The organism is Streptomyces sp. 147326, from assembly GCF_045000215.1.
Taxonomy (GTDB): Bacteria; Actinomycetota; Actinomycetes; order Streptomycetales; family Streptomycetaceae; genus Streptomyces.
Genome location: NZ_CP134201.1, coordinates 4,039,920 through 4,061,215, shown reverse-complemented (window position 1 = coordinate 4,061,215; position 21,296 = coordinate 4,039,920). Strand labels below are relative to the sequence as shown.

The 21,296-nt window shown below is 71.5% G+C and carries 19 protein-coding genes; 15 read left to right on the top strand and 4 right to left on the bottom strand.

The genetic code is table 11. From position 1 onward, the window contains the following. Window positions 1–19 precede the first annotated feature (19 nt). Window positions 20–1,714 carry a bifunctional 3'-5' exonuclease/DNA polymerase gene (locus RIU97_RS18150; RefSeq protein ID WP_404958017.1) on the bottom strand — a complete coding sequence of 565 codons (1,695 nt, stop codon included), beginning with the start codon at window positions 1,712–1,714 and terminating at the stop codon, window positions 20–22. 281 nt (window positions 1,715–1,995) lie between these two features. On the opposite strand from RIU97_RS18150, the gene RIU97_RS18145 reads away from it, so the two are divergent. Next, on the top strand, window positions 1,996–3,174 hold the full coding sequence (locus RIU97_RS18145; protein ID WP_404958015.1) for a DUF2786 domain-containing protein: 1,179 nt from the start codon (window positions 1,996–1,998) through the stop codon (window positions 3,172–3,174). A 288-nt stretch (window positions 3,175–3,462) separates the two neighbouring features. After that, complete coding sequence (locus tag RIU97_RS18140; RefSeq protein WP_030656519.1) at window positions 3,463–3,708, top strand: DUF397 domain-containing protein; 246 nt, start codon at window positions 3,463–3,465, stop codon at window positions 3,706–3,708. A gap of 102 nt (window positions 3,709–3,810) precedes the next feature. On the opposite strand, the gene RIU97_RS18135 is transcribed toward RIU97_RS18140, so the two are convergent. Next, complete coding sequence (locus tag RIU97_RS18135) at window positions 3,811–4,320, bottom strand: ATP-binding protein (protein WP_404958012.1); 510 nt, start codon at window positions 4,318–4,320, stop codon at window positions 3,811–3,813. A 340-nt stretch (window positions 4,321–4,660) separates the two neighbouring features. Between RIU97_RS18135 and RIU97_RS18130 the strand changes: the two genes are divergently transcribed. The 9 genes from RIU97_RS18130 (at window position 4,661) to RIU97_RS18090 (ending at window position 13,996) form a co-directional block, all read left to right on the top strand. Further along, a complete protein-coding gene (locus tag RIU97_RS18130; RefSeq protein WP_361752510.1) occupies window positions 4,661–5,539 on the top strand; it encodes a helix-turn-helix transcriptional regulator in 879 nt (292 codons plus the stop codon). An 89-nt stretch (window positions 5,540–5,628) separates the two neighbouring features. Beyond that, window positions 5,629–7,086, top strand: a complete 1,458-nt coding sequence (locus RIU97_RS18125; protein ID WP_404958009.1) for an aldehyde dehydrogenase family protein — start codon at window positions 5,629–5,631, stop codon at window positions 7,084–7,086. A gap of 41 nt (window positions 7,087–7,127) precedes the next feature. Beyond that, entirely contained in the window at window positions 7,128–9,215 is a 2,088-nt protein-coding gene (gene mrdA, locus RIU97_RS18120) for a penicillin-binding protein 2 (protein ID WP_404958007.1), read from the top strand. A gap of 97 nt (window positions 9,216–9,312) precedes the next feature. Further along, a complete protein-coding gene (locus tag RIU97_RS18115) occupies window positions 9,313–9,825 on the top strand; it encodes a DinB family protein (RefSeq protein ID WP_404958005.1) in 513 nt (170 codons plus the stop codon). 24 nt (window positions 9,826–9,849) lie between these two features. Next, the gene (locus RIU97_RS18110; RefSeq protein ID WP_404958003.1) at window positions 9,850–10,464 is read left to right on the top strand and encodes a PadR family transcriptional regulator; all 615 of its coding nucleotides are present in this window, start codon (window positions 9,850–9,852) and stop codon (window positions 10,462–10,464) included. 92 nt (window positions 10,465–10,556) lie between these two features. After that, window positions 10,557–11,507 (top strand): ATP-binding cassette domain-containing protein, encoded by a 951-nt coding sequence (locus RIU97_RS18105; protein ID WP_404958001.1) that lies wholly within the window; start codon window positions 10,557–10,559, stop codon window positions 11,505–11,507. Then, window positions 11,504–12,304, top strand: coding sequence for an ABC transporter permease (locus RIU97_RS18100; protein ID WP_404957999.1), 801 nt, complete (start codon window positions 11,504–11,506; stop codon window positions 12,302–12,304). Before RIU97_RS18105 ends, RIU97_RS18100 begins: the two co-directional genes overlap by 4 nt. 81 nt (window positions 12,305–12,385) lie before the next feature. Beyond that, window positions 12,386–13,144 carry a MerR family transcriptional regulator gene (locus RIU97_RS18095; protein ID WP_404957997.1) on the top strand — a complete coding sequence of 253 codons (759 nt, stop codon included), beginning with the start codon at window positions 12,386–12,388 and terminating at the stop codon, window positions 13,142–13,144. 141 nt (window positions 13,145–13,285) lie between these two features. Further along, a complete protein-coding gene (locus RIU97_RS18090) occupies window positions 13,286–13,996 on the top strand; it encodes a DedA family protein (RefSeq protein WP_404957995.1) in 711 nt (236 codons plus the stop codon). Between the two features lie 125 nt (window positions 13,997–14,121). Here the strand turns inward: RIU97_RS18090 and RIU97_RS18085 are convergent, their stop codons facing one another. Together RIU97_RS18085 and RIU97_RS18080 are read right to left on the bottom strand one after the other, a co-directional pair. Next, window positions 14,122–15,762, bottom strand: a complete 1,641-nt coding sequence (locus RIU97_RS18085) for a threonine/serine exporter ThrE family protein (RefSeq protein ID WP_404957993.1) — start codon at window positions 15,760–15,762, stop codon at window positions 14,122–14,124. A gap of 279 nt (window positions 15,763–16,041) precedes the next feature. Next, window positions 16,042–16,536, bottom strand: a complete 495-nt coding sequence (locus tag RIU97_RS18080; protein WP_008742522.1) for an inorganic diphosphatase — start codon at window positions 16,534–16,536, stop codon at window positions 16,042–16,044. A 171-nt stretch (window positions 16,537–16,707) separates the two neighbouring features. On the opposite strand from RIU97_RS18080, the gene dacB reads away from it, so the two are divergent. The 4 genes from dacB (at window position 16,708) to hpt (ending at window position 21,269) form a co-directional block, all read left to right on the top strand. Further along, entirely contained in the window at window positions 16,708–18,192 is a 1,485-nt protein-coding gene (gene dacB, locus RIU97_RS18075) for a D-alanyl-D-alanine carboxypeptidase/D-alanyl-D-alanine-endopeptidase (RefSeq protein ID WP_404957991.1), read from the top strand. 38 nt (window positions 18,193–18,230) lie between these two features. After that, window positions 18,231–19,367 (top strand): zinc-dependent metalloprotease, encoded by a 1,137-nt coding sequence (locus RIU97_RS18070; protein ID WP_404957989.1) that lies wholly within the window; start codon window positions 18,231–18,233, stop codon window positions 19,365–19,367. Between the two features lie 241 nt (window positions 19,368–19,608). Next, the gene (tilS, locus tag RIU97_RS18065; protein ID WP_404957987.1) at window positions 19,609–20,643 is read left to right on the top strand and encodes a tRNA lysidine(34) synthetase TilS; all 1,035 of its coding nucleotides are present in this window, start codon (window positions 19,609–19,611) and stop codon (window positions 20,641–20,643) included. 65 nt (window positions 20,644–20,708) lie between these two features. Then, window positions 20,709–21,269 carry a hypoxanthine phosphoribosyltransferase gene (gene hpt / locus RIU97_RS18060; protein ID WP_030010907.1) on the top strand — a complete coding sequence of 187 codons (561 nt, stop codon included), beginning with the start codon at window positions 20,709–20,711 and terminating at the stop codon, window positions 21,267–21,269. Window positions 21,270–21,296 lie beyond the last annotated feature (27 nt).

Here is a 21,296-nt window from a genome sequence, read left to right as displayed (position 1 = left end):
CAGCCGGTCCGACCGGCCCCTATTTGGCGTCGGCGTAGCACTCCACGACCGCCGTGGTGAACGGGAACCGGACCGGGGTGTCGCCGAAGGCGATCCGGCCGGCCCGGTCGCCGGCGGCGCGGATCGCCTCCACGACGGCCTCGGCCTCCTCGGCGGGGCAGTGCACGATCACCTCGTCGTGCTGGAAGAACACCAGCTCGGCCCGCATCCCGGCGGTCGCCTGCCGCAGGGCCGCGAGCAGCAGCAGGGCCCAGTCGGCGGCGCTGCCCTGGACCACGAAGTTACGGGTGAACCGGCCGCGGGCCCGGGTGTTGGTGGAGGCGTAGCTCGGGGTCCAGGCGTCGCCGTCGCCGTCCTGCGGGATCCCGGCCTCGCCCTCGCCCGGGTCGCCGTCCCCGTCCGCGTCGCGGGCGGAGACGGGCGGCGGGCAGGTGCGGCCGAGCCAGGTCCGTACGAGCCGGCCCTCCTCGCCGGCCTTCGCCGCGTCGTCCACGTACGCCACGGCCCGGGGGAAGCGGCGGCGAAGCGCGGCCAGGTTCTTCAGGCCGTCCCCGGAGGTCTGGCCGTAGACGGCGCCGAGGACGGCGATCTTGGCCTTGTCCCGGTCGCCGGAGAAGCCCTGGCGGGAGACGGCGGTGTAGAGGTCCTCCGGCCGGCCGGCCACCTCCATGAAGGCGGGGTCGCGGGAGATCGCGGCGAGCACGCGCGGTTCCATCTGGTCGGCGTCGGCCACGACGAGCCGCCAGCCGGGGTCGGCGACCACGGCCCGGCGGATCACCTTGGGGATCTGCAGGGCCCCGCCGCCGTTGGTGACCCAGCGGCCGGTCAGGGTGCCGCCGGGGATGAACTCGGGGCGGAAGCGACCGTCGTGGACCCAGTCCGCGAGCCAGCCCCAGCCGTGGGCCGTGTAGATCCGGTACAGCTTCTTGTACGCGAGCAACGGCTCCACGGCCGGGTGGTCCAGCTCCTGGATCTCCCAGCGGCGGGTGGACTTGAGCTTGATCCCGGCCTCGGCGAACGCCTTGATGACGTCGGCCGGCAGGTCGGGGCGCACCCGTCTGCCGAAGGCGGCCGAGACGCGGTCGGCCAGCTCGGCGAGGCGCCGGGGCTCCCCGCCGCCCGCGTACCGCTCGCCGAGCAGCTCGGTCAGCAGGGCGCGGTGTACGTCGGCCCGCCAGGGCAGGCCCGCGCGGTTCATCTCGGCGGCGACGAGGAAGGCCGCGGACTCGGCGGCGGTGAGCAGGCGCATCCGGTCGGGGTGGGCGGTGGCCTCGAGCCGTTTCGCCTGGTCGGCGTGGACGGCGAGAAGGGCGTCCAGGGGGACGGGGGTCGGCTGCGGGTCGAAGAGCGAGTCCTGGGCGCGGGGCTCCGCGGCGCGCTGCGGCGGATCGGGCGGTACGGGGGCGTTCGTGAGCCGGGCCCAGGCGGCGGCGGCCGAGCGGGGCTCGCCGAAGCGGCCCTCGTGGCCGAGGAGCAGCAGCTCGGCGTCCTCGATGTCGTGGCACCGCTCGACGCGGGCGCCGGCCGCGAGCAGGCGGGGGTACACGGCGGCGGTGGACCGCCAGACCCAGCGGGTGCCGGGCGGGGCGGAGCGGATCGCGTCGGCGGGGTCGCGGACGCGGAGCCGTTCGCCGTCCGTGGGGGGTACGGGGGTGGCGTGCCACCAGCCGTCGGCGTCCTCGGCGAGGGCCCAGCGGGGGGTGCGGTCGCTCATGGGTGCGAGTGTCCCACCGGGGTCTGACAGGGGTGGGGAGCCGGGCCGGGGCCCGGCCACCGGGCCGGGCGCGGCGCCGTTGCTGGGGGCGCTGCCCCCAGACCCCCGCGCCTCAAACGCCGGCGGGGCTTAAAGACCGGGGCGCCGCCCCGGACCCCGCGCCTCAAACGCCGGCGGGGCTGGAGTGGTGTGGCTGGGCTGGAGAAAGGCTGGGGCGTAGCCCCGGGCCCGTGCTTCGGGCGCCAGAAGGGCTGGAAACGGCTCATGCCAAGCTGGGAGGTGTGACAGACCTTGCCGAGACCGTTGACCGGGCCTTTGCCGCCGCCCTCTATGCCCAGGACGATGCCGGGCTGGACACCGGGGCCTCGTTGCTCGTCGCCGATCAGGGGCGGTGGGGTGCGGTCGGGCGGGAGCTGCTGGCGCGCGGGGAGGCGTACGTACGGCAGGGCTGGGAGCGGGGGTGGCAGCCGGCCGATGTGCTGCGGCTGGTCCGGCGGGACCTCGACGAGCAGCACCTGCGGATCACCGGGGACCTGATCGCCGCCGAGGCGCGCCGCTACGCCCGGCTTCCCGAGCGGTGGACCGACGCCGAGGTGTGGTGGACGGGCGACGACACGTACGCCGAACGGCTCGCGCAGCGGGAACGGGCGGACCGGTTCACGCTGGCCACCGCCTTCCTGGAGGTGCTGCGGCTGCTGATCCGGCTGCCGTCCATCGAACCGGTGGGTCCGGTTCCCGGCGACCCGGCCGCCGACGCCCTGGAGCACGCGCACATCGAGCCGCGCATGCTGGGACGGATCCGGGCGCTGCTCGCCAAGGCCGAGGCGACCACCTTCCCGGAGGAGGCGGAGGCGCTCAGCGCCAAGGCCCAGGAGCTGATGGCCCGGCACACCGTGGACGAGGCGCTGCTGGCCGCGCGCGGCGGCGCTCCGGCGCAGGTGCCGGGGGCCTGCCGGATCGGCGTCGAGCCGCCGTACGAGGAGGCGAAGGCGGTGCTGCTCGACGCGGTGGCCACCGCCAACCGGTGCCGGGCGGTGTGGAACAGCGGCTTCGAGTTCTCCACGGTGGTCGGGTTCGAGAGCGACCTGGAGGCGGTCGAGCTGCTCTACACCTCGCTGCTCGTCCAGGGCACGGCGGCGATGACCCGCGCCGAGGCCGCGCAGCGTTCGGGCGGACGCAAGCGGACGAAGACCTTCAGGCAGTCCTTCCTGCTCGCCTACGCCAGCAGGCTCGGCCACCGGCTCGCCGAGACGGCCGAGCACACGGCCACGGAGGCCCCCGACAACCTGCCCGCGCTGGTGGCCCGCGATGTCGCCGTCACCTCGCGGGCGGACGAGATGTTCCCCCGCACCACGACCACCCGGCTGCGCGGCGCCACCGACCACGCGGGCTGGGAGGACGGCACGGCCGCCGCCGATCGCGCCCACATGGGCGGCAAGCGCAGGCCCCTGCCCCGGTAGCCGGTCAGGGCTTCGGGTCGTCCTCCGCGCGCAGGGCCCGCGCCTCCGACTCCAGGATCCGCGCCGATCTGCCCAGCGAGCGGGCCATGCCGGGCCGCCTCTTGGAACCGAACAGCTGCTGGACTCGCTGGACGAGGTGTTCCAGGTGTCCGAGGCCCTTCGGCCGGGAGGGCGGACCTGTCTGTGATCAAGGGGCCACCCCGCGTGCACGTGCATCTGCCCGTGCAGCCGCTTATGAACACAGCTATGATCCGGAGGAGTTGACATCTGCACTATCGGGGGCTTCCTGTGGACCACGCGTACAACGGGATGGCAGCTGCAGAACTCGCTTCCTTGTTTGAGCTGACGTGGCAGAAGAGCAGACACAGCAACTCGCAGGGTTCCTGCGTGGAGTTCGCGAAGCTGCCCGGCGGCGACGTCGCCATGCGCAACTCGCGCTTTCCGGACGGACCGGCACTCGTCTACACGCCGGCCGAGATAGAGGCCCTGCTCCTGGGCGTCAAGGACGGCGAGTTCGATCACCTGATCGGCTGACGGAACGGCGCACCCATCAAGCCATGCACGTGCACTGGCCGGGACCGATCGCAGTGATCGGTCCCGGCCAGTTGTCTTGACCGTCGCTCTTGTGTCAGTCCGTCAGTCCTGGAGCAGGAACAGCGCCCAGACCACCTTGCCGGTGAGCCGCCCCGCGAGCGGGTGCCAGCCCCAGCTGTCGCTGTACGAATCCACCAGGAACAGCCCGCGCCCGGACTCCAGGTCGAAGTTCTCCTCCGTGCGCTCCGGTGAGAAGGCCCCGCCGGGCCGGTCCTCGCTGGGGTCGCGCACCGCGCACACCAGCCGGGTGCTCCACCGCATCAGGTGCAGCCGTACCGGCGGCTCCGGCTCGGCGTCCGGGCCCCGCGAATCCTCGGGCAGGGCATGGCGCAACGCGTTGGTGACGAGCTCGGAGACGACCAGGGCGACATCGTCGAAGCGGTCGTCGAGGCCCCACTGGGAAAGGGTCGACCGGGTGAAAGTGCGCGCGCCCCGCACCGCTTCGAACCGTGCGGGCAGAGCGCAGGAGGCGGACCCGGAGACAGCCGTGGGGTCGACCGGGGGAAGCCCCTGCCGTAACGGCTCGAGCATGGTCGATCCATTCGTCCCCATGCGAGGCACTCCCGGGATTCGCGGACGAAGCGGCGGCTTTGTCCAAAGAGAACTGCGGGGTGGGTCCGGCGCCGGCGCGAAGAGCACGCAGGTGCGGGGGGACCATCGTTCCGAATGCGCGAGCCGGATGCAAGGGCAGATGCACGTGCACGAGCCGGACCTGTCCACTCACGTGACGGTTCTTGCTCATTTCTTCCTACGCATCCTTACGGATTTCTTTTCCCGGAGGCGGGATTCCGTTACAGAACGAGTACGACCCGATGCGTTTTGGTGGCAGACTGCGGGCCCTGGGGTACGGGGGCCCCGCGACGCACGCGCACACCACGCGCACGCCAATGCGATGGGGAGGGCAGTACTAGTGACCGCAGAAGCAAGCGGTTCTGTGGTGCGCCGCATCCTCCTGGGCTCCCAGCTCAGGCGACTCCGAGAATCCCGCGGCATCACCCGTGAGGCGGCCGGCTACTCGATCCGCGCATCCGAATCGAAGATCAGCCGCTTGGAGTTGGGAAGGGTGAGCTTCAAGGCAAGGGACGTCGAGGACCTCCTGACGCTCTACGGGGTCACGGACACCTCCGAGCGCGAGTCCCTCCTGGGGCTGGTGCGCGAGGCCAACGCGACCGGCTGGTGGCACAGTTACGGCGACGTGCTGCCCGGGTGGTTCCAGACGTACATCGGCCTGGAGGGCGCCGCCTCGCTCATCCGGATCTACGAAGTCCAGTTCGTCCACGGCCTGTTGCAGACGGAGGCCTACGCCCACGCCGTCGTCAGCCGCGGCATGCCCGGCGCCACCACCGCCGAGATCGACCGCCGCGTCGCCCTGCGCCTGGAACGGCAGAAGGTCCTCGTCTCCGAGAGCGCCCCGGTCTTCCACGCCGTCCTCGACGAGGCCGCGCTGCGCCGCCCGTACGGGGACCGCAACGTCATGCGCGGCCAGCTGGAGCACCTCATCGAGGTCTCCCAGCGGCCCAACGTGCAGCTCCAGGTGATGCCCTTCTCCTTCGGCGGCCACGCGGGAGAGAGCGGAGCCTTCACCCTGCTGCGCTTCCCCGAGTCGGACCTCCAGGACATCGTCTATCTGGAACAGCTCACCAGTGCCCTCTACCTGGACAAGGACGAGGAAGTGGGTCAGTACGAGCGGGCGATGGAGCGGCTCCAGGCCGACTGCCCCGACCCCGACCGGACCAGGGATCTTCTTCGTGGCCTGCTTCAACTGTCTTGATTCGCACGTAGTATGACGTCTGATCAGTGCATGATGACCGATCGGTCTCCGGTGCAGCGCACGGGTGCGCGCTCGCAGTAAGGGATGGCATGTCCATATTCAGCGACCTGGCTCACCAGTACATCGACGGCGAATGGCTGGCCGGCACCGGTTCGTGGGACATCATCGACGTCAACCCGTACAACGGGGAGAAGCTCGCGGCCATCACCGTGGCCACCGTCGAGCAGGTGGACCAGGCCTACCGCGGTGCCGAGCGCGCCCAGCCGGAGTGGGCGGCCACGAGCCCTTACATCAGACGTGCGGTCCTGGAGCGCGCCCTGCGGATCACCGAGGAGCGCGAGAAGGAGATCGTCGAGGCGATGATCGACGAGCTCGGCGGGACCCGTCCCAAGGCCGAGTACGAGGTGTACCTCGCCAAGGAGTTCATCCGCGAGTCGATCCAGCTGGCCGTCCGCCCCGAGGGGAAGATCCTCGCCTCGCCGGTCGAGGGCAAGGAGAACCGGGTCCAGCGGCTCCCCGTCGGCGTCGTCACCGTGATCAGCCCCTTCAACTTCCCCTTCCTGGTCACCCTGAAGTCGATCGGTCCGGCCCTGGCGCTGGGCAACGCGGTCGTCATCAAGCCCAACCAGAACGCGCCGGTCGTGGGCGGCGGCCTGATCGCCAAGATCTTCGAGGACGCGGGACTGCCGGCCGGTCTGCTGAACGTCCTGGTCACCGACATAGCCGAGATAGGCGACGCGCTCCTGACGCACCCCGTCCCCAAGGTGATCTCCTTCGCGGGATCGGACCGGGTCGGTCGGCACGTCGGGGCGGTCGCCGCCCGCCACTTCAAGCGCACGGTCCTGGAGCTCAGCGGCAACAGCGCGCTCGTCGTCCTCGACGACGCCGACCTCGACTACGCGGTGGACGCGGCCGTCTTCAGCCGCTTCGTCTACCAGGGCCAGGTCTGCATGGCCGCCAACCGGATCCTCGTCGACGCGGCCGTCGCGGAGGAGTTCACCGAGAAGTTCACCGCCCGCGTGCGGGGACTGAGGACCGGCGACCCGCACGATGCCGACACCCACATCGGCCCGCTGATCAACTCCTTCCAGGCCGACGCCCTGACCGCGCTGGTGGACCAGGCCGTGGAATCAGGGGCCCAGGCGCTCGTACGCGGGTCTACGCGCGGCAACCTCGTCGAACCGACGGTGCTCGCCGGGCTCCCCGAGGACTCCCCGCTGCTGGGCCAGGAGATCTTCGGCCCGGTGGCCCTGCTGGTGGTCTTCGACGGCGAGGACGAGGCCGTACGGCTGACCAACGCGACCCCGTACGGCCTGAGCGGCGCCGTGCACACCCGGGACGTCGAGCGCGGGGTCCGCTTCGCGCAGCGCATCGAGACGGGCATGATGCACGTCAACGACTCCACGATCGGGGACGAACCGCTGGCCGCATTCGGCGGTGAGAAAGCCTCCGGCCTGGGCAGACTCAACGGCGAGGCCACGGTCGAGGCCTTCACCACCCAAAAGTGGATCTCTGTGCAGCACGGGCGGAGCCGCTTCCCGTTCTAGACTCAGCCGGGCGTACGGCATGCGTCCGGGGGAGATCAGCGTTGAGCAACATACCGGAGACCGGACGGACCCCTCGGGTCCAGAACCGGCTCGTCGTCATCCAGATCGTGGTCTTTTCGCTGCTGCTCACCCTGGGCGGACGGCTCTGGTACCTCCAGATACGCAATGGCCAGGAGTACACGGACGAGGCGAAGAACAACCACGTCCAGCAGGTGGTCCAGCCCGCCGTGCGCGGCTCGATCCTCGACTCGCGCGGGGTTCCGCTCGCCGACAACGCCACCCACCTCGTGGTCTCCGCCAGCCGCACCGAGCTGCTGACCATGAAGGACAAGGGCAAGTCCGTGCTGACCCGGCTCGCCGGGGTGCTGGGCGTGGACGCCCAGGAGGTCATCGACAAGGTCCGGCTCTGCGACGCCAAGACCAAGCAGCCCTGCTGGAACGGATCCCCGTACCAGCCGATCCCGGTCAGCAACCAGGCGACCACCGAGCAGGCCCTGCAGATCCGTGAGCACCCCGAGGACTTCCCGGGCATCACGGCCGAGGCGACCGCCCTGCGGCGCTACGCGGCCCCCGACGAGGCCAACACCTCCCAGGTGCTGGGCTACCTCTCGCCGGTCACCGACGAGGAGATCGCGAAGGCCAAGAAGTCCGACTCGCCGTACCTGCGCTCCGACCAGGTGGGCCGCTCCGGCCTGGAGCGCACGTACGACAAGGAGCTGCGCGGGAAGGCGGGCATCACCCGCTACGAGGTGGACAACCTCGGCCGGGTGATCGGGCAGGGCGAGACCGACCCGGCGCAGCCCGGCTCGAACATCGTGACCTCGATCGACTCGCGCGTGCAGGCGGTGGCCGAGCGCGAGCTGAACAGCGCGATGATCGAGGCCCGCAGGGTCTACGACAAGAACACCCGCAGGAACTACGAGGCCGACTCGGGCTCCGTCGTGGTGATGGAGGCCAAGACCGGCCGCATCGTCGCGATGGCCTCGAACCCGACCTACGACCCGAACGCCTGGGTGGGCGGCATCTCCGCCAAGGACTACGCCGGCCTCACCGACAAGGAGTCCAACTACCCGCTGCTGAACCGGGCGATCCAGGCCCAGGCGGCACCGGGCTCCATCTTCAAGGTGGTCACCTCGACCGCCGCGGTCAATGCCGGGTACCCGTTCAACAACCGCTACCCCTGCCCCAGCTCGTACTCGGTGGGCAGCCAGACCTTCACGAACTTCGAGTCGCAGGGCCACGGTGACATCACCATCGGCCGGGCCCTGGAGGTCTCCTGCGACACGGTCTACTACGCCATCGCGGACCAGGAGTGGAAGAAGGACGGCGGCATCAAGCCGAAGAAGGACCCGCACGACTGGTTCCTCAAGACCGCGCACGAGTTCGGTCTGGGCAAGCGCACCGGCATCGACTTGCCGAACGAGGTCCCCGGCCGGATCCCCGACCGCAAGTGGAAGCAGGACTTCTTCGACGCGAACAAGGACGCCTGGTGCCGGGACGGCAAGAAGAACGGCAGCTTCGCCGAGAAGATCGCCTACGAGAACTGCCGCCAGGGCAACCAGCTGCGCGAGGGTGACGCCATCAACTACTCGATCGGGCAGGGCGACACGCTCGTCACCCCGGTCCAGATGGCCTCCGTCTACGCGGCCATCGCCAACGGCGGCACCCTCCACCAGCCCAGCGTCGGCAAGGCGGTCGTCAGCGCCGACGGGAAGTCGGTCCAGGAGATCGCGCCGAAGGAGCAGGGCAAGCTGCCGATGGACCGCAAGACCCGCGACGACATCGACGAGGCCCTCGCCGGTGTGGCCACCAACGGCAGCGCCGCCTGGCGCTTCGGCGGCTGGCCGCAGAAGCAGATCCCGATGCACGCCAAGACGGGCACGGCCGAGGTCCAGGGCAAGCAGACCACCTCGTGGTTCGCCTCCTACACCGAGGACTACGCGATCGTCATGACGATCTCCCAGGGCGGCACCGGCTCCGGTGCGTCGGGACCGGCGGTCCGCAAGATCTACGAGGCGATGTACGGGCTGGACCCGACGGGCAGGCAGGACCTCACCAAGGCCCTGCTCCCGCAGCCCGCCACCGCGCTGCCGGCGGTTCGGCCGGACGGGGAGATTTCCCCGAACTGAGCGGGCATCTAGGACAGGAGCTGACCGCAAGGCTCCGTAGCGTGTGAGGTGTCGGGGGGAGGGCCCCCGGCACATCCCACGCAGAGGCGGTCAGGTCATGGCTCAGATTTCCACCGAGGTCCTCGGCGACGAGCGCGGCACGCTCCTCGCCTTCGTCGAAGCCCAGCGCACGGCGATCCGCGAATCGCTCCTCGGGCTGGGCGAGGAGCAGGCGGCGAGCCGCACCACCGTCAGCCAGCTCACCCTGTCCGGGGTGCTCAAGCACGTGGCCGAGGTCGAGCTGGGCTGGCTGCGGCTGGCCCAGCAGGTACCGAACGAGCGGCAGCGCACCGAGGAGACCTGGGGCGAGGCCTTCCGGCTGGTCGAGGACGAGTCGATCCCGTCCGTCCTGGCCTTCTGGGACGGGGTTCGGCAGGAGACGGAGGCCTTCGTCGCCGGCCTGCCGAGCCTGGACGACACCTTCCCGCTCCCGCCGGCGCCCTGGTTCCCGAAGGACGGCAAGGTCTCGATGCGCTGGATGCTCCTGCACTTGGTGGAGGAGTTCGCCCGGCACGCGGGCCACGCGGACATCGTCCGGGAGTCCCTGGACGGCACCCGCGCCATGGGCTGAGGGCCCGGCCACTAGCCTGGCCGCATGTCAGCGATCAGGCTTCTCGTCCTCGGCGCGGTCCGCCAGCACGGGCGGGCGCACGGGTACCAGGTGCGCAACGACCTGGAGTACTGGGGCGCCCACGAGTGGTCCAACACCAAGCCCGGCTCGATCTACCACGCGCTCAAGCAGATGGCGAAGCAGGGCGTCCTGCACGCCCACGAGGTGGCGCCGAGCGCGGCGGGCGGTCCGCCGCGCACGGAGTACGAGGTGACGGACGCGGGCCGCGAGGAGTACTTCAAGCTGCTCCGCGAGGCCCTGGCGGCGTTCGACCAGAAGACGGACCTCCTCTCGGCGGCGATCGGCTTCATGGTCGACCTGCCCCGGGCGGAGGTCCTCGCCCTGCTGCGGGAGCGGCTGGCGAAGCTGGCGGCCTGGCGGACGTCGGTGACGGACTGCTACACGCCCGAGGAGGGCCCGCAGGCGCTGGGCCACATCGGCGAGATCATGCACCGCTGGGTCCATTCCGCGGACGCCGAGGCCGAGTGGACCCGTGGGCTGATCGCCCGGATCGAGGAGGGCGCCTACTCCTTCGCCGACGAGGGCGGCGACCCGTTCGTGGGGGTCCTGGCGGACGGCCAGGAGAACCCCTACGCCTAATCAAGTTTGACTAGCCCGCTCCGGGGCACTACTTTGACGGCCCTGCTACTCAAATTTGACTAATGAGCTGAGCGTGAGGAGTTGGAAGCGCGTTGGCGATCTTCGTCGAAGGTGTCCACAAGCGGTACGCGGACCGGCCCGCCCTGGCCGGGCTGGACCTGGAGGTGGCGCGCGGCACGGTGCACGCCGTGCTCGGCCCCAACGGAGCCGGGAAGACCACGGCGGTCCGCATCATGAGCACCCTGCTGCGGCACGACGAGGGCGTGGTCCGGGTGGCGGGCCACGACGTACGGAAGGACCCGGCGGCCGTCCGGGCCCGGATCGGGCTGCTCGGCCAGCACGCGGCGCTCGACGAGGAACTGTCCGGGCGGCAGAACCTGGAGATGTTCGGCCGCCTCCACCACCTGGGTGCGCGGCGGGCCGGGCTGCGGGCCGACGCGCTGCTGGACCGGTTCGGCCTCGCCGGCACCGGCCGCAAGCCCGTCAAGCAGTACAGCGGTGGCATGCGGCGCCGGCTCGACCTCGCGGCGTCCCTGATCACCGAACCCGAGGTGCTCTTCCTCGACGAGCCGACCACCGGGCTCGACCCGCGCGGCCGCGCCGAGGTGTGGAGCGCGGTCCGCTCGCTGGTGGGCGGCGGCACGACCGTCCTGCTGACCACGCAGTACCTGGAGGAGGCGGACCAGCTGGCCGACCGCATCGCGCTGATCGACGCCGGCCGGGTGGCGGCCGAAGGCACGGCCGACGAGCTCAAGTCCAGGGTCGGGCCGGACCGGATCGTCGTCGTCCTGCGGGACCCGGCCCGGCTCGCGCAGGCGGCGGCGCTGCTGCCGGACCCGACCGTGGACGCGGACACCCTCACCCTGGGCTTCCCGGTGGAGGACCGCATGGCCGGCCTGGCCCTGACCCTGCGGGCGCTGGAGGGGGCGGGCATCGAGGCGGCGGACCTCTCGGTCCGGCGGCCCACGCTCGACGAGGTCTTCCTGCACCTGACCGACCGCACGGCCACCGACCGCACGGATGCCGCGGAGGTGGCCGCATGACGCAGCACACGATGTCCGCGGCGGGCTGGGTGGCCGTGGACTCCTGGACGATGACCCGGCGCGAGCTCGCCCACTGGGCGCGGCAGCCGGTGCAGATGGTCGTCGGCCTGGTCTTCCCCGTGATGATGCTGCTGATGTTCGGCTTCCTGGTCGGCGGCGGGCGCGGGATCGACGGCGAGTACGTCGAGTTCCTCGTGCCCGGCATGCTCGCGCTGACCATGGCGTTCGGGCTGGAGGCGACCATGACGGCGGTCACCCAGGACCTGGGCAAGGGGGTGATCGACCGGTTCCGCGCCATGCCGATGTCCTCCTCGGCCGTCCTGGTCGGCCGCAGCGCGGCGGACATGCTCCAGTCGGCCGTGGGGCTGGCGGTCCTGGCGGGCGTCGGCCTGCTGCTCGGCTGGCGCTGGCACGGCTCGCCGGCGGCCGCGCTGCTGGCCTTCGTACTGCTCCTGCTGCTGCGCTTCGCGATGCTGTGGATCGGAATCTTCCTGGGCATGGTCGCGGGCCGGCCCGAGCTGGTCCAGGCGGTGCAGATCCTGGTGTGGCCGGTGGGCTTCCTCTCCAACGCCTTCGCCACGCCGGAGTCCATGCCGGGCTGGCTGGGGACGGTGGTGGAATGGAACCCGATGTCGGCGACGGCGACGGCGGTCCGCGACCTGTTCGGCAACCCGGCCGCGGCGTCCCCGTCCTGGGCCTCCGACCACGCCGCGCTGCTCGCGGTCGGCTGGCCGCTCCTGCTGCTGGCGGTCTTCTTCCCGCTGGCGGTGGCGAGGTTCCGCGGCCTGAGCAGGTAGGCCCGGGCGGGGACTTGCACCTCACGCCGCGTGAGGGACCACAGTGAGGGGCGTACCCAACCAGAGGAGAGGGACGGGAAGATGGGCTACTCCGTGGGCCAGGTCGCCGGATTCGCCGGAGTCACGGTGCGCACCCTGCACCACTACGACGAGATCGGTCTGCTCTCCCCGAGCGGCCGCAGCCACGCGGGTCACCGGCGGTACGACGACGCCGACCTGGACCGGCTGCAGCGGATCCTGTTCTACCGGGAGCTCGGCTTCCCCCTCGACGAGGTCGCGGTCCTGCTGGACGACCCGGAATCGGATCCGCGGGAGCATCTGCGCCGGCAGCATGCCCTGCTGACCGACCGGATCGCCCGGCTCCAGCAGATGGCCAAGGCCGTTGAGCACGCCATGGAGGCGAAGAAGATGGGCATCAACCTCACGCCCGAGGAGCGGTTCGAGGTCTTCGGGGACAAGGACCCCGAGCAGTACGCGGAGGAGGCGGAGCAGCGCTGGGGCGGCACCGAGGCCTACGCGGAGTCGCAGCGGCGGGTCGCCACCTACACCAAGGAGGACTGGCAGCGGATCCAGGACGAGGTCGCCGGGTGGAGCGTCCGGTACGCGGCCCTGATGGACGCCGGCGAGTCCGCCGACGGCGAGGCGGCGATGGACATGGCCGAGGAGCACCGCCGGCACATCAGCGCCTGGTACTACGACTGCTCGTACGAGATCCACACGGGCCTCGGTGAGATGTACGTGGCGGACGAGCGGTTCAAGGAGTACTACGACTCCATGAAGCCCGGTCTCGCCGAGCACCTGCGGGACGCGATCCTGGCGAACGCCGTGCGCAAGGTGTAAGCGGAACGTCACGCATCCGACCCCCTCCGGCACTGGAACCGGGAGGGGGTCGTGTGCGTTGATAATTGAGACCGCCTTTACCTTGCCCGCAACCGCCTGCTGCCCCCGGCACGCCCCCCGATCCAGGAGAGTCCGGAACCCGTGTACACGATTGCGCTCGGCCCTGAGTGGCTGTCCCCGGACTACCTGATCTCGCACTTCGGCCTGATCGGCATCCTGGTCATCGTCTTCGCCGAGTCAGGACTCTTCGCGTTCCTGCCCGGCGACTCCCTGCTGTTCACGGCGGGCCTGCTGGTCGCGGACGGGCAGTACATCAAGCAGCCGCTGTGGCTGGTCTGCACCCTGATCGTGGCCGCCGCCATCATCGGCGACCAGGTCGGCTACATGATCGGCAAGTTCTTCGGCCCGAAGCTCTTCAACCGGCCGAACTCCAAGCTCTTCAAGCGGGAGAACCTCGACAAGGCGCACGAGTTCATGGACCGGCACGGCCCGAAGGCCATCGTGCTCGCCCGCTTCGTGCCGATCATCCGCACCTTCGCGCCGATGGTCGCGGGCGCCGGCTCGATGAAGTACCGCACGTTCCTGACGTACAACGTCATCGGCGGCATCGGCTGGGGCGCGGGCGTCACGGTCGCGGGCTACTGGCTCGGCCAGATCGAGTTCATCAAGACGAACGTCGAGCCGATCCTGGTGGGCATCGTCCTCATCTCGGTCATCCCGGTGATCTTCGAGGTGCTCAAGGCCCGCAAGGAGAACAAGGCGAACGCCGTCGGGGCGCGGGCCGAAGCCGCCGCCGTCGACGGCTCGGGCCCCCAGACCCCGGGAACCCGCGGCCGCCACGCGAAGCGCTAGCCGATTCGGCCCCGCCGGCGATCGAGGCGCGGGGTCCGGGGCGGAGCCCCGAATCGGTGGGCCGCGCTCACTTACGCCCCGCAGGCACGCAAGAGCCTGCGGGGCGTACGCGTGCCCGGAGGCGGCTAGAAGCCCCTGGTCCGCTTCGCCGCACGGCGCTTCGCGGCGCTCGCGGCCCCCGGGATACGCATGAACAGCCGGGAGGTCTCCGATCCCAGGTTGACCCCGATGGCGATGGCCAGCGCGATGGCCGCCGCGTTCACCAGGGAGCCCAGCCCCTCGTTCAGCCGGTTCTCGGCGATCAGCAGCAGCCCGTAGTACGTCGCCGAGCCGGGCAGCAGCGGGCCGATGGCGGCCGTCGTGTACGGCAGGGCGGAGGCGAAGCGGTAGCGGGAGAAGAGCTGCCCGAAGAGGCCCACCAGCCCGGCGGCGATGGCGGTGGACGGCACGGGCGGGATCTCGCCCGCGTAGTGCAGGGCGCCGAAGGTGACCCAGGCGACCCCGCCGTTGAGGGTCACGATCAACACGGTGGAACGCTCCTGCTGGAGCAGGATCGCGAAGGTGAACACGAGCACCATCGAAGCCGCGATCTGGATCAGCGGCCGCTGCTGGATCTCCAGGACCTCCTCCGGCCGGGGGGAGGCGTCGAACTGCAGGCCGACGTAGAGCACGACCAGCACGCCCATGATGATGCCGATGAAGAGGTACATGACCTCCAGCAGCCGGGCGGAGGCGGTGATGTAGAAGCCGGTCAGGCCGTCCTGCACGGCCGCGACCAGGGCCCGCCCGGGCAGCAGTGCGAAGAGCCCGCCGGTGATCACGGCGGAGGCCTTGACGTCGATCCCCGTCATGTTCAGCGCCACCCCGATCGCGGCCGGCGGCATCGCCGCGACCACGAACTGGTAGAACTCCGGCAGCCCGCGGCCGGCGCACAGCCAGGCCAGCCGGTCGCCGAGGACCGCGCCGAGCGCCGCCGCGATGAAGACCAGCACCCCGCCGCCCACCAGGGTGGAGGCGGCGCCGGCGAGCAGCCCGGCGGCGGCCGTGAGCATCCAGCCGGGGTACGGGTGCCGGTTGCGGCGGATCTCGGCGAGGCGCCGGTAGGCCTCCTCCAGCGAGATGTCGATCTCGGGGGCGCTGATGTCGTCCACCAGCTGGTAGACGGCCGAGAGCCGGTTGTAGTCGGTGCCGCGGCGGCGCACGGTCCGGTTCGCCGAGACCGGGTGGTCCACCAGCGAGGGCTGGTGGGTGATCGACAGCAGGGTGAACGTGACGGTGGGCTCACAGCGGTCCAGCCCGTAGGAGCGGGTCACCGCGAACATGGCGGCCTCCACGTCCTCGGCGCCCTCGCCGCCCGCGAGCAGCAGCTCGCCGATGCGCAGGGTCAGGTCGAGCACACGGCCCACGGCGGGCCCGGCCTCGGTCGGCCGCTGTACGAGATCCGGTACGGGACGCACGTCGACCGGCATGCGCAGCATCGTGCGCATGCGGTCCTGCCAGGGGGATTCCTTCAGCTGGGCGAGGGGGAAGTCCTGGCCGGGGGTGTAGGCGGGCGGGGAGTGGGCGGCGCTGTAGGTGGCCGGGGTGGCGAAGGCCGATCCCTCGGGCTCGGGCTGCACCGGCTCGGCGCCGGCCGGCCGGGCGAACTCCGAGGTGGGCTGGTCCTCGTCGAGGGCCTCCGGCTCCATCCCGGGCGGCGGCGTGAAGGCGCTGTGCGCCTCGTCGGACTGGGGCTTCCTGTCCTCTGCCCCGTCGGCCTCCGCCACGCGTCCTCCTGTCCGTGATCACCTGCCGTATCAGTATGCGGAACCGTTTCCTCCATGGCGAAGCCAGGCCGGTGCCGTGGCGCTGGCGCGGCTGCCCCTGCGAAGCCGGGCTACGCCCGGACCCGGGGCTCCGCCCCAGACCTCGCGCCTCAAACGCCGGCGGGGCTGAAGGCGCCCGGCTCCGCACGTGACAGCGGGCGGCACCCCGTCCGGGGTACCGCCCGCCATGTCACAAGGGGCGCGGGGAGTCCCCCCGGCCCGTTACCGCCGAGCGCGAGCTCAGTGGTGGCCGCCCTGCGCCTCCAGGCGCTTGTACGAGGCTTCGATCTCGGCCTCGGCCTCAGTACGGCCGACCCAGTTCGCGCCCTCGACGGACTTGCCCGGCTCCAGGTCCTTGTAGACCTCGAAGAAGTGCTGGATCTCCAGGCGGTCGAACTCGGAGACGTGGTGGATGTCGCGCAGGTGCTCGACGCGCGGGTCGGAGGCCGGCACGCAGAGCAGCTTGTCGTCGCCGCCCGCCTCGTCCGTCATGCGGAACATGCCGATGGCGCGGCACTTGATCAGGCAGCCGGGGAAGGTCGGCTCGTCCAGGATGACCAGCGCGTCCAGCGGGTCGCCGTCCTCGCCGAGGGTGTTCTCGACGAAGCCGTAGTCGGCCGGGTAGCTGGTCGAGGTGAAGAGGCGACGGTCCAGACGGATCCGGCCGGTCTCGTGGTCCACCTCGTACTTGTTCCGCGAACCCTTGGGGATCTCGATGGTGACGTCGAACTCCACGTCCTGCTCCTCCATGATCAGATTCAGCAGTCCGAATCGCTTCGAGACCGCCCTTGATTCAAATACGCGCGCGTCCGGCCCAGCCTCCCCCAGCCACCGCTGGGAGGTGCCCCCAGCCGGTGGGGTGCCATGCTCGCGGCAAGACGCAGTGGTTAAGTGTCCCTCACGCATATGTGTGATCGCGAAAGGGGCTGGTCCGAGGTGCCATTGGTCAAGTCGTGGCAGCTCATCGCGGGTGCGGCCGTCGCCGGCCTCGCCCTGTCGGTGGCAGCGGTGGCCGCCGCCGGTCCCTGGGACTCCGGCCAGCGTAAGGCCGAGCGGGACAGAGCCGCCTCCTGGGGCCTTGCGGGTGGCGCAGATCACGGCGGGGGGCCGGGCTCCGGGCTCCTGCCCCAGGCCGCGCCCAGCGCCCCCGGCGTGCTCGGCGCGATCGGCCCCGGCGCCGCGCGGGGGCAGGCGGCCGCCCCCGCCGCCTCCGGGAAGCTCGCCGCCGCGCTCAAGCCGCTGCTCGCCGACCCCGCGCTCGGCACCGTACGTACCGCCTCCGTCGTCGACACCGCCACCGGTGAGGTGCTCTACGAGTCCGGGGCACGGGACGCGATGACCCCCGCGTCGACCGTCAAGATCGTCACCGCCGCCGCCGCGCTGGCCGCGCTCGGGCCCGAGCACCGGATCAGGACCACCGTCGTGCCCGGAGCCGCCCCCGGACAGATCGTCCTGGTCGGCGGCGGCGACCCCTCCCTCACCGCGAAGAAGAAGAGCCCCGCCGGGTCCGGCGGCAGTCTCGTCGCGCTCGCCGCCGACACCGCGCAGGCCCTCAAGGCCGCCGGAACCGACACCGTGACCCTCGGCTACGACGACAGCCTCTACACCGGCCCCGCCCGCCACCCGATCGGCGTGAACCCCAACATCGCGCCCGTGACCGCCCTGACGGCCGACGAGGGCCGCCCCGACGACTCCACCTCCGGGCCCGTGGACCGGACCGAGGACCCGTCCAAGGACGCCGCCCGCGCCTTCCGGACGCTGCTCACGGAGCGCGGCATCAAGGTCACCGGCGAACCGGCCAGGACCAAGCCCGGCGCCGGCGGGGCCGCCCCCGCCCAGCCGCTCGCCACCACCCTCTCCACCCCGGTGGCCGGGCTCGTCGAGCGGATGCTGACCAACAGCGACAACGACATCGCCGAGGCCCTCGCCCGGCAGACCGCCCTCGCCTCCGGCCAGCCCGCCAGCTTCGAAGGCGCGGAGAAGGCCGTCGCCGCCAAGCTCGCCGCCCTCGGCGTCGACACGGCCGGCTCCCGCTTCGCCGACGGCAGCGGCCTGAACCGCGCCGACAAGGTCAGCGCCGGCCTGTTGACCGGCCTCCTCACCAAGGCCGCCGACCCGCAGCGCCCGGAGCTGCGGCCGGTCCTCACGGGGCTGCCCGTCGCCGGCTTCACCGGGACCCTGCGCGGCCGCAACGCGGGCACGTCCCCGGCCGCGGGCCTGCTCCGGGCCAAGACCGGCACCCTGACGGGCGTGAACTCCCTCTCGGGGACCGTCGTCGACTCCTCCGGCCGACTGCTCGCCTTCGCCTTCCTGACCGCGAACGGCCCCGGCCCCGAGGGCGCCGAGAAAGCCCTCGACAAGCTGGCGGCGGCCGTCGCGGCGAGTTCGTAGGGGGTCCGCCGGGCGCCCTGCCCACGTACGGTTGACGCATGACGAGCATCAGTGGTGCGGAGATGGTCGACTGGAACCTCGCGGTGGCGACCGCGACCCGTTTGGTGCGACCCGGGCCGGAGGTCACCCGGGACGAAGCACGGGCGGTCGTCGCGGAGCTGCGCGGGCACGCCAGGACCTCGGAACGGCACGTGCGCGAGTTCACCCGGATGATCGCGGAAGGGGCCGCCGTCCCCGACACCCCCGTCCTGGTCGTCGACCGGGCCGGCTGGGTCAAGGCCAACGTCGCCGGATTCCGCGAGCTGCTCCAGCCGCTCCTCGGCAAGATGCAGGACCGCCGCGCGGGCGCCCCCGGCGGGGCCGTGCTCGGCGCGGTCGGCGGCAAGGTCACCGGCGTCGAGCTGGGCATGCTGCTGAGCTTCCTGGCCTCCAGGGTCCTCGGCCAGTACGAGACCTTCGCCCCGGTCTCGCGCGACCTGCCGGCCTCGGCCGCGGGCGGCAGGCTGCTGCTCGTCGCCCCCAACATCGTGCACGTCGAGCGCGAGCTGGAGGTGAACCCGCACGACTTCCGGCTGTGGGTCTGCCTGCACGAGGAGACGCACCGTACACAGTTCACGGCCGTCCCGTGGCTGCGCGACCACCTCGAAGGCGAAATCCAGACGTTCCTGGGCGCCACCGAGGTGGACCCGGCGACCGTCCTGGAGCGCATCCGGGAGGCCGCCCAGTCCTTCGCGGGCGCCCGCCCCTACGCCGAGCACGGCGACGAGGGGCGCTCCTTCGTCGAGCTCGTGCAGACCCCCGAGCAGCGCGAGATCCTGGGCCGCCTCACCGCCGTCATGTCCCTCCTGGAGGGCCACGCCGACTTCGTCATGGACGGGGTCGGCCCGCAGGTGGTGCCGTCGGTCGCCGAGATCCGCGAGAAGTTCCAGCAGCGCAGGGCCAGCGGAGCCGGCCGTCTCGACGCCGCCCTGCGCAAGCTCCTCGGCCTCGACGCCAAGCTGCGCCAGTACCGCGACGGCGAGCGCTTCGTGCGGGCCGTCGTCGGCCAGGTCGGCATGGACGGCTTCAACCGGGTCTGGACCTCCCCGAACACACTGCCGACCAAGGCCGAGATCGCCAAGCCCGCCGACTGGGTGGCCCGAGTCCACCGCAAGGGGAGCGAAGAGAGCGAATGAGGGTGACTCAAGGGGCGTAAACATGTCTCACTGGGGGAAGCAGCGTCACCCGTCCGAGGGACCGTGGGCCGTGGAAGGGCGTGCGATGCTCGGGGAACGGCTCGGTTCTGTCACCATCGACGCACTCTGAGTGACATCTCTGAGTGACAGCCCCCGCCCGGCGGGGGAACCGGGCACCACCCCCAGCGCACCACACCCCAACGCCTCCGAGGCATCCGAACTCCATCGAAGGGCACCGGACATGGGTCCCCATCCTGCGGTCGCGGCGATACGCCTGGCGGTCCGCCGCGTACTCCACGACGTCCTCACCGACCTCACCGACACCCCCGCCGGCCCCCGCACCGCAGCGGGCACCCGGCCGCTCGTCCTCGTCGCGTGCTCCGGCGGCGCCGACTCCATGGCGCTCGCCTCGGCCCTCGCGTTCGAGGCCCCCAAACTCGGCATCCGGGCCGGCGGCATCACCGTCGACCACGGCCTCCAGCCCGGCTCGGACCTGCGCGCCGCCGAGGTCGTCACCCGCATGACCGCACTCCGCCTCGACCCGGTGGAGTCCGTCGCCGTGCGCGTCGGCCGTGACGGCGGACCCGAGGCCGCCGCCCGCGACGCCCGCTACGGGGCCCTGGACGAGGCCGCAGACCGCCTCGGCGCCGCCGCCGTGCTCCTGGGCCACACCCGGGACGATCAAGCCGAAACCGTCCTGCTGGGCCTCGCCCGCGGCTCCGGGATCCGCTCGCTGTCCGGCATGGCCGAAGTGTCCGGAGGCCCCGGCCGCAGCCACCGCTACCGCCGCCCCTTCCTCCAGGTCGACCGGCAGACCGCCCGCAAGGCCTGCATGGTCCAGTCCCTCGCCGTCTGGGACGACCCGCACAACATCGACCCCGCCTACACCCGCTCCCGCCTGCGCCACGAGGGACTGCCCGCCCTGGAGAAGGCGCTGGGCAAGGGGGTCGTCGAGGCCCTGGCCCGCACCGCCCAGCTCTCCCGCGACGACGCCGACGCCCTGGACGCCTGGGCCGCCGAGGCCGAGACCGGCGTACGGGACGCGGACGGCCGCCTGGAGTGCGCCAAGCTGTACGCCCTGCCCCCGGCCGTCCGCCGCCGGGTGCTGCGCAGGGCCGTGGTCGCCGCGGGCTCTCCCGCGGGTTCCCTCTTCGCCCGCCACATCGAGGAAGTCGACCGGCTCATCACCGGATGGCGCGGCCAGGGCGCCATCAACCTGCCCGGACGGGTGGAGGCCCAGCGGCAGGGTGGCAGACTTGTCATCCGGCAGGGCTGATTGGTGCTGAAACACGGCTGAGTCCTCCGGGGGCACCCCCGGAGCCCCGGCCGACAACGAAAGTGATGCGGGTGGACGAGAAGGACATGGGCAACGACCTCCAGTCGGTGCTCATCACCAAGGAAGAGATCGACGCGAAGCTGGCCGAGCTGGCCGCGAAGATCGACGCGGAGTACGCGGGCAAGGACCTGCTCATCGTCGGTGTGCTCAAGGGCGCCGTGATGGTGATGGCGGACCTGGCGCGCGCCTTGTCCACCCCGCTCACCATGGACTGGATGGCGGTGTCCTCGTACGGCGCCGGAACCCAGTCCTCGGGTGTGGTCCGGATCCTCAAGGACCTGGACACCGACATCAAGGACAAGCACGTCCTGATCGTCGAGGACATCATCGACTCCGGTCTGACGCTGTCCTGGCTGCTGTCGAACCTGGGCTCCCGCCAGCCGGCCTCCCTCGAGGTCGTCACGCTGCTGCGCAAGCCCGAGGCCGCGAAGGTCGCGATCGACGTGAAGTGGGTCGGCTTCGACATCCCCAACGAGTTCGTGGTGGGCTACGGCCTCGACTACGCGGAGAAGTACCGCAACCTGCCGTTCGTCGGCACGCTCGCCCCGCACGTCTACGGCGGCTGATCCCGCTCCCGGTCCCCGGGGCCCGTT

Coding starts and splice junctions, on each gene's coding strand:
- RIU97_RS18070 (WP_404957989.1), top strand. CDS start 18,231: ATGACGAGCATCAGTGGTGCGGAGATGGTCGACTGGAACCTCGCGGTG.
- RIU97_RS18150 (WP_404958017.1), bottom strand. CDS start 1,714: ATGAGCGACCGCACCCCCCGCTGGGCCCTCGCCGAGGACGCCGACGGC.
- hpt (WP_030010907.1), top strand. CDS start 20,709: ATGCGGGTGGACGAGAAGGACATGGGCAACGACCTCCAGTCGGTGCTC.
- RIU97_RS18100 (WP_404957999.1), top strand. CDS start 11,504: ATGACGCAGCACACGATGTCCGCGGCGGGCTGGGTGGCCGTGGACTCC.
- RIU97_RS18095 (WP_404957997.1), top strand. CDS start 12,386: ATGGGCTACTCCGTGGGCCAGGTCGCCGGATTCGCCGGAGTCACGGTG.
- RIU97_RS18135 (WP_404958012.1), bottom strand. CDS start 4,320: ATGGGGACGAATGGATCGACCATGCTCGAGCCGTTACGGCAGGGGCTT.
- RIU97_RS18125 (WP_404958009.1), top strand. CDS start 5,629: ATGTCCATATTCAGCGACCTGGCTCACCAGTACATCGACGGCGAATGG.
- dacB (WP_404957991.1), top strand. CDS start 16,708: ATGTGTGATCGCGAAAGGGGCTGGTCCGAGGTGCCATTGGTCAAGTCG.
- RIU97_RS18130 (WP_361752510.1), top strand. CDS start 4,661: ATGGGGAGGGCAGTACTAGTGACCGCAGAAGCAAGCGGTTCTGTGGTG.
- RIU97_RS18115 (WP_404958005.1), top strand. CDS start 9,313: ATGGCTCAGATTTCCACCGAGGTCCTCGGCGACGAGCGCGGCACGCTC.
- RIU97_RS18110 (WP_404958003.1), top strand. CDS start 9,850: ATGTCAGCGATCAGGCTTCTCGTCCTCGGCGCGGTCCGCCAGCACGGG.
- tilS (WP_404957987.1), top strand. CDS start 19,609: ATGGGTCCCCATCCTGCGGTCGCGGCGATACGCCTGGCGGTCCGCCGC.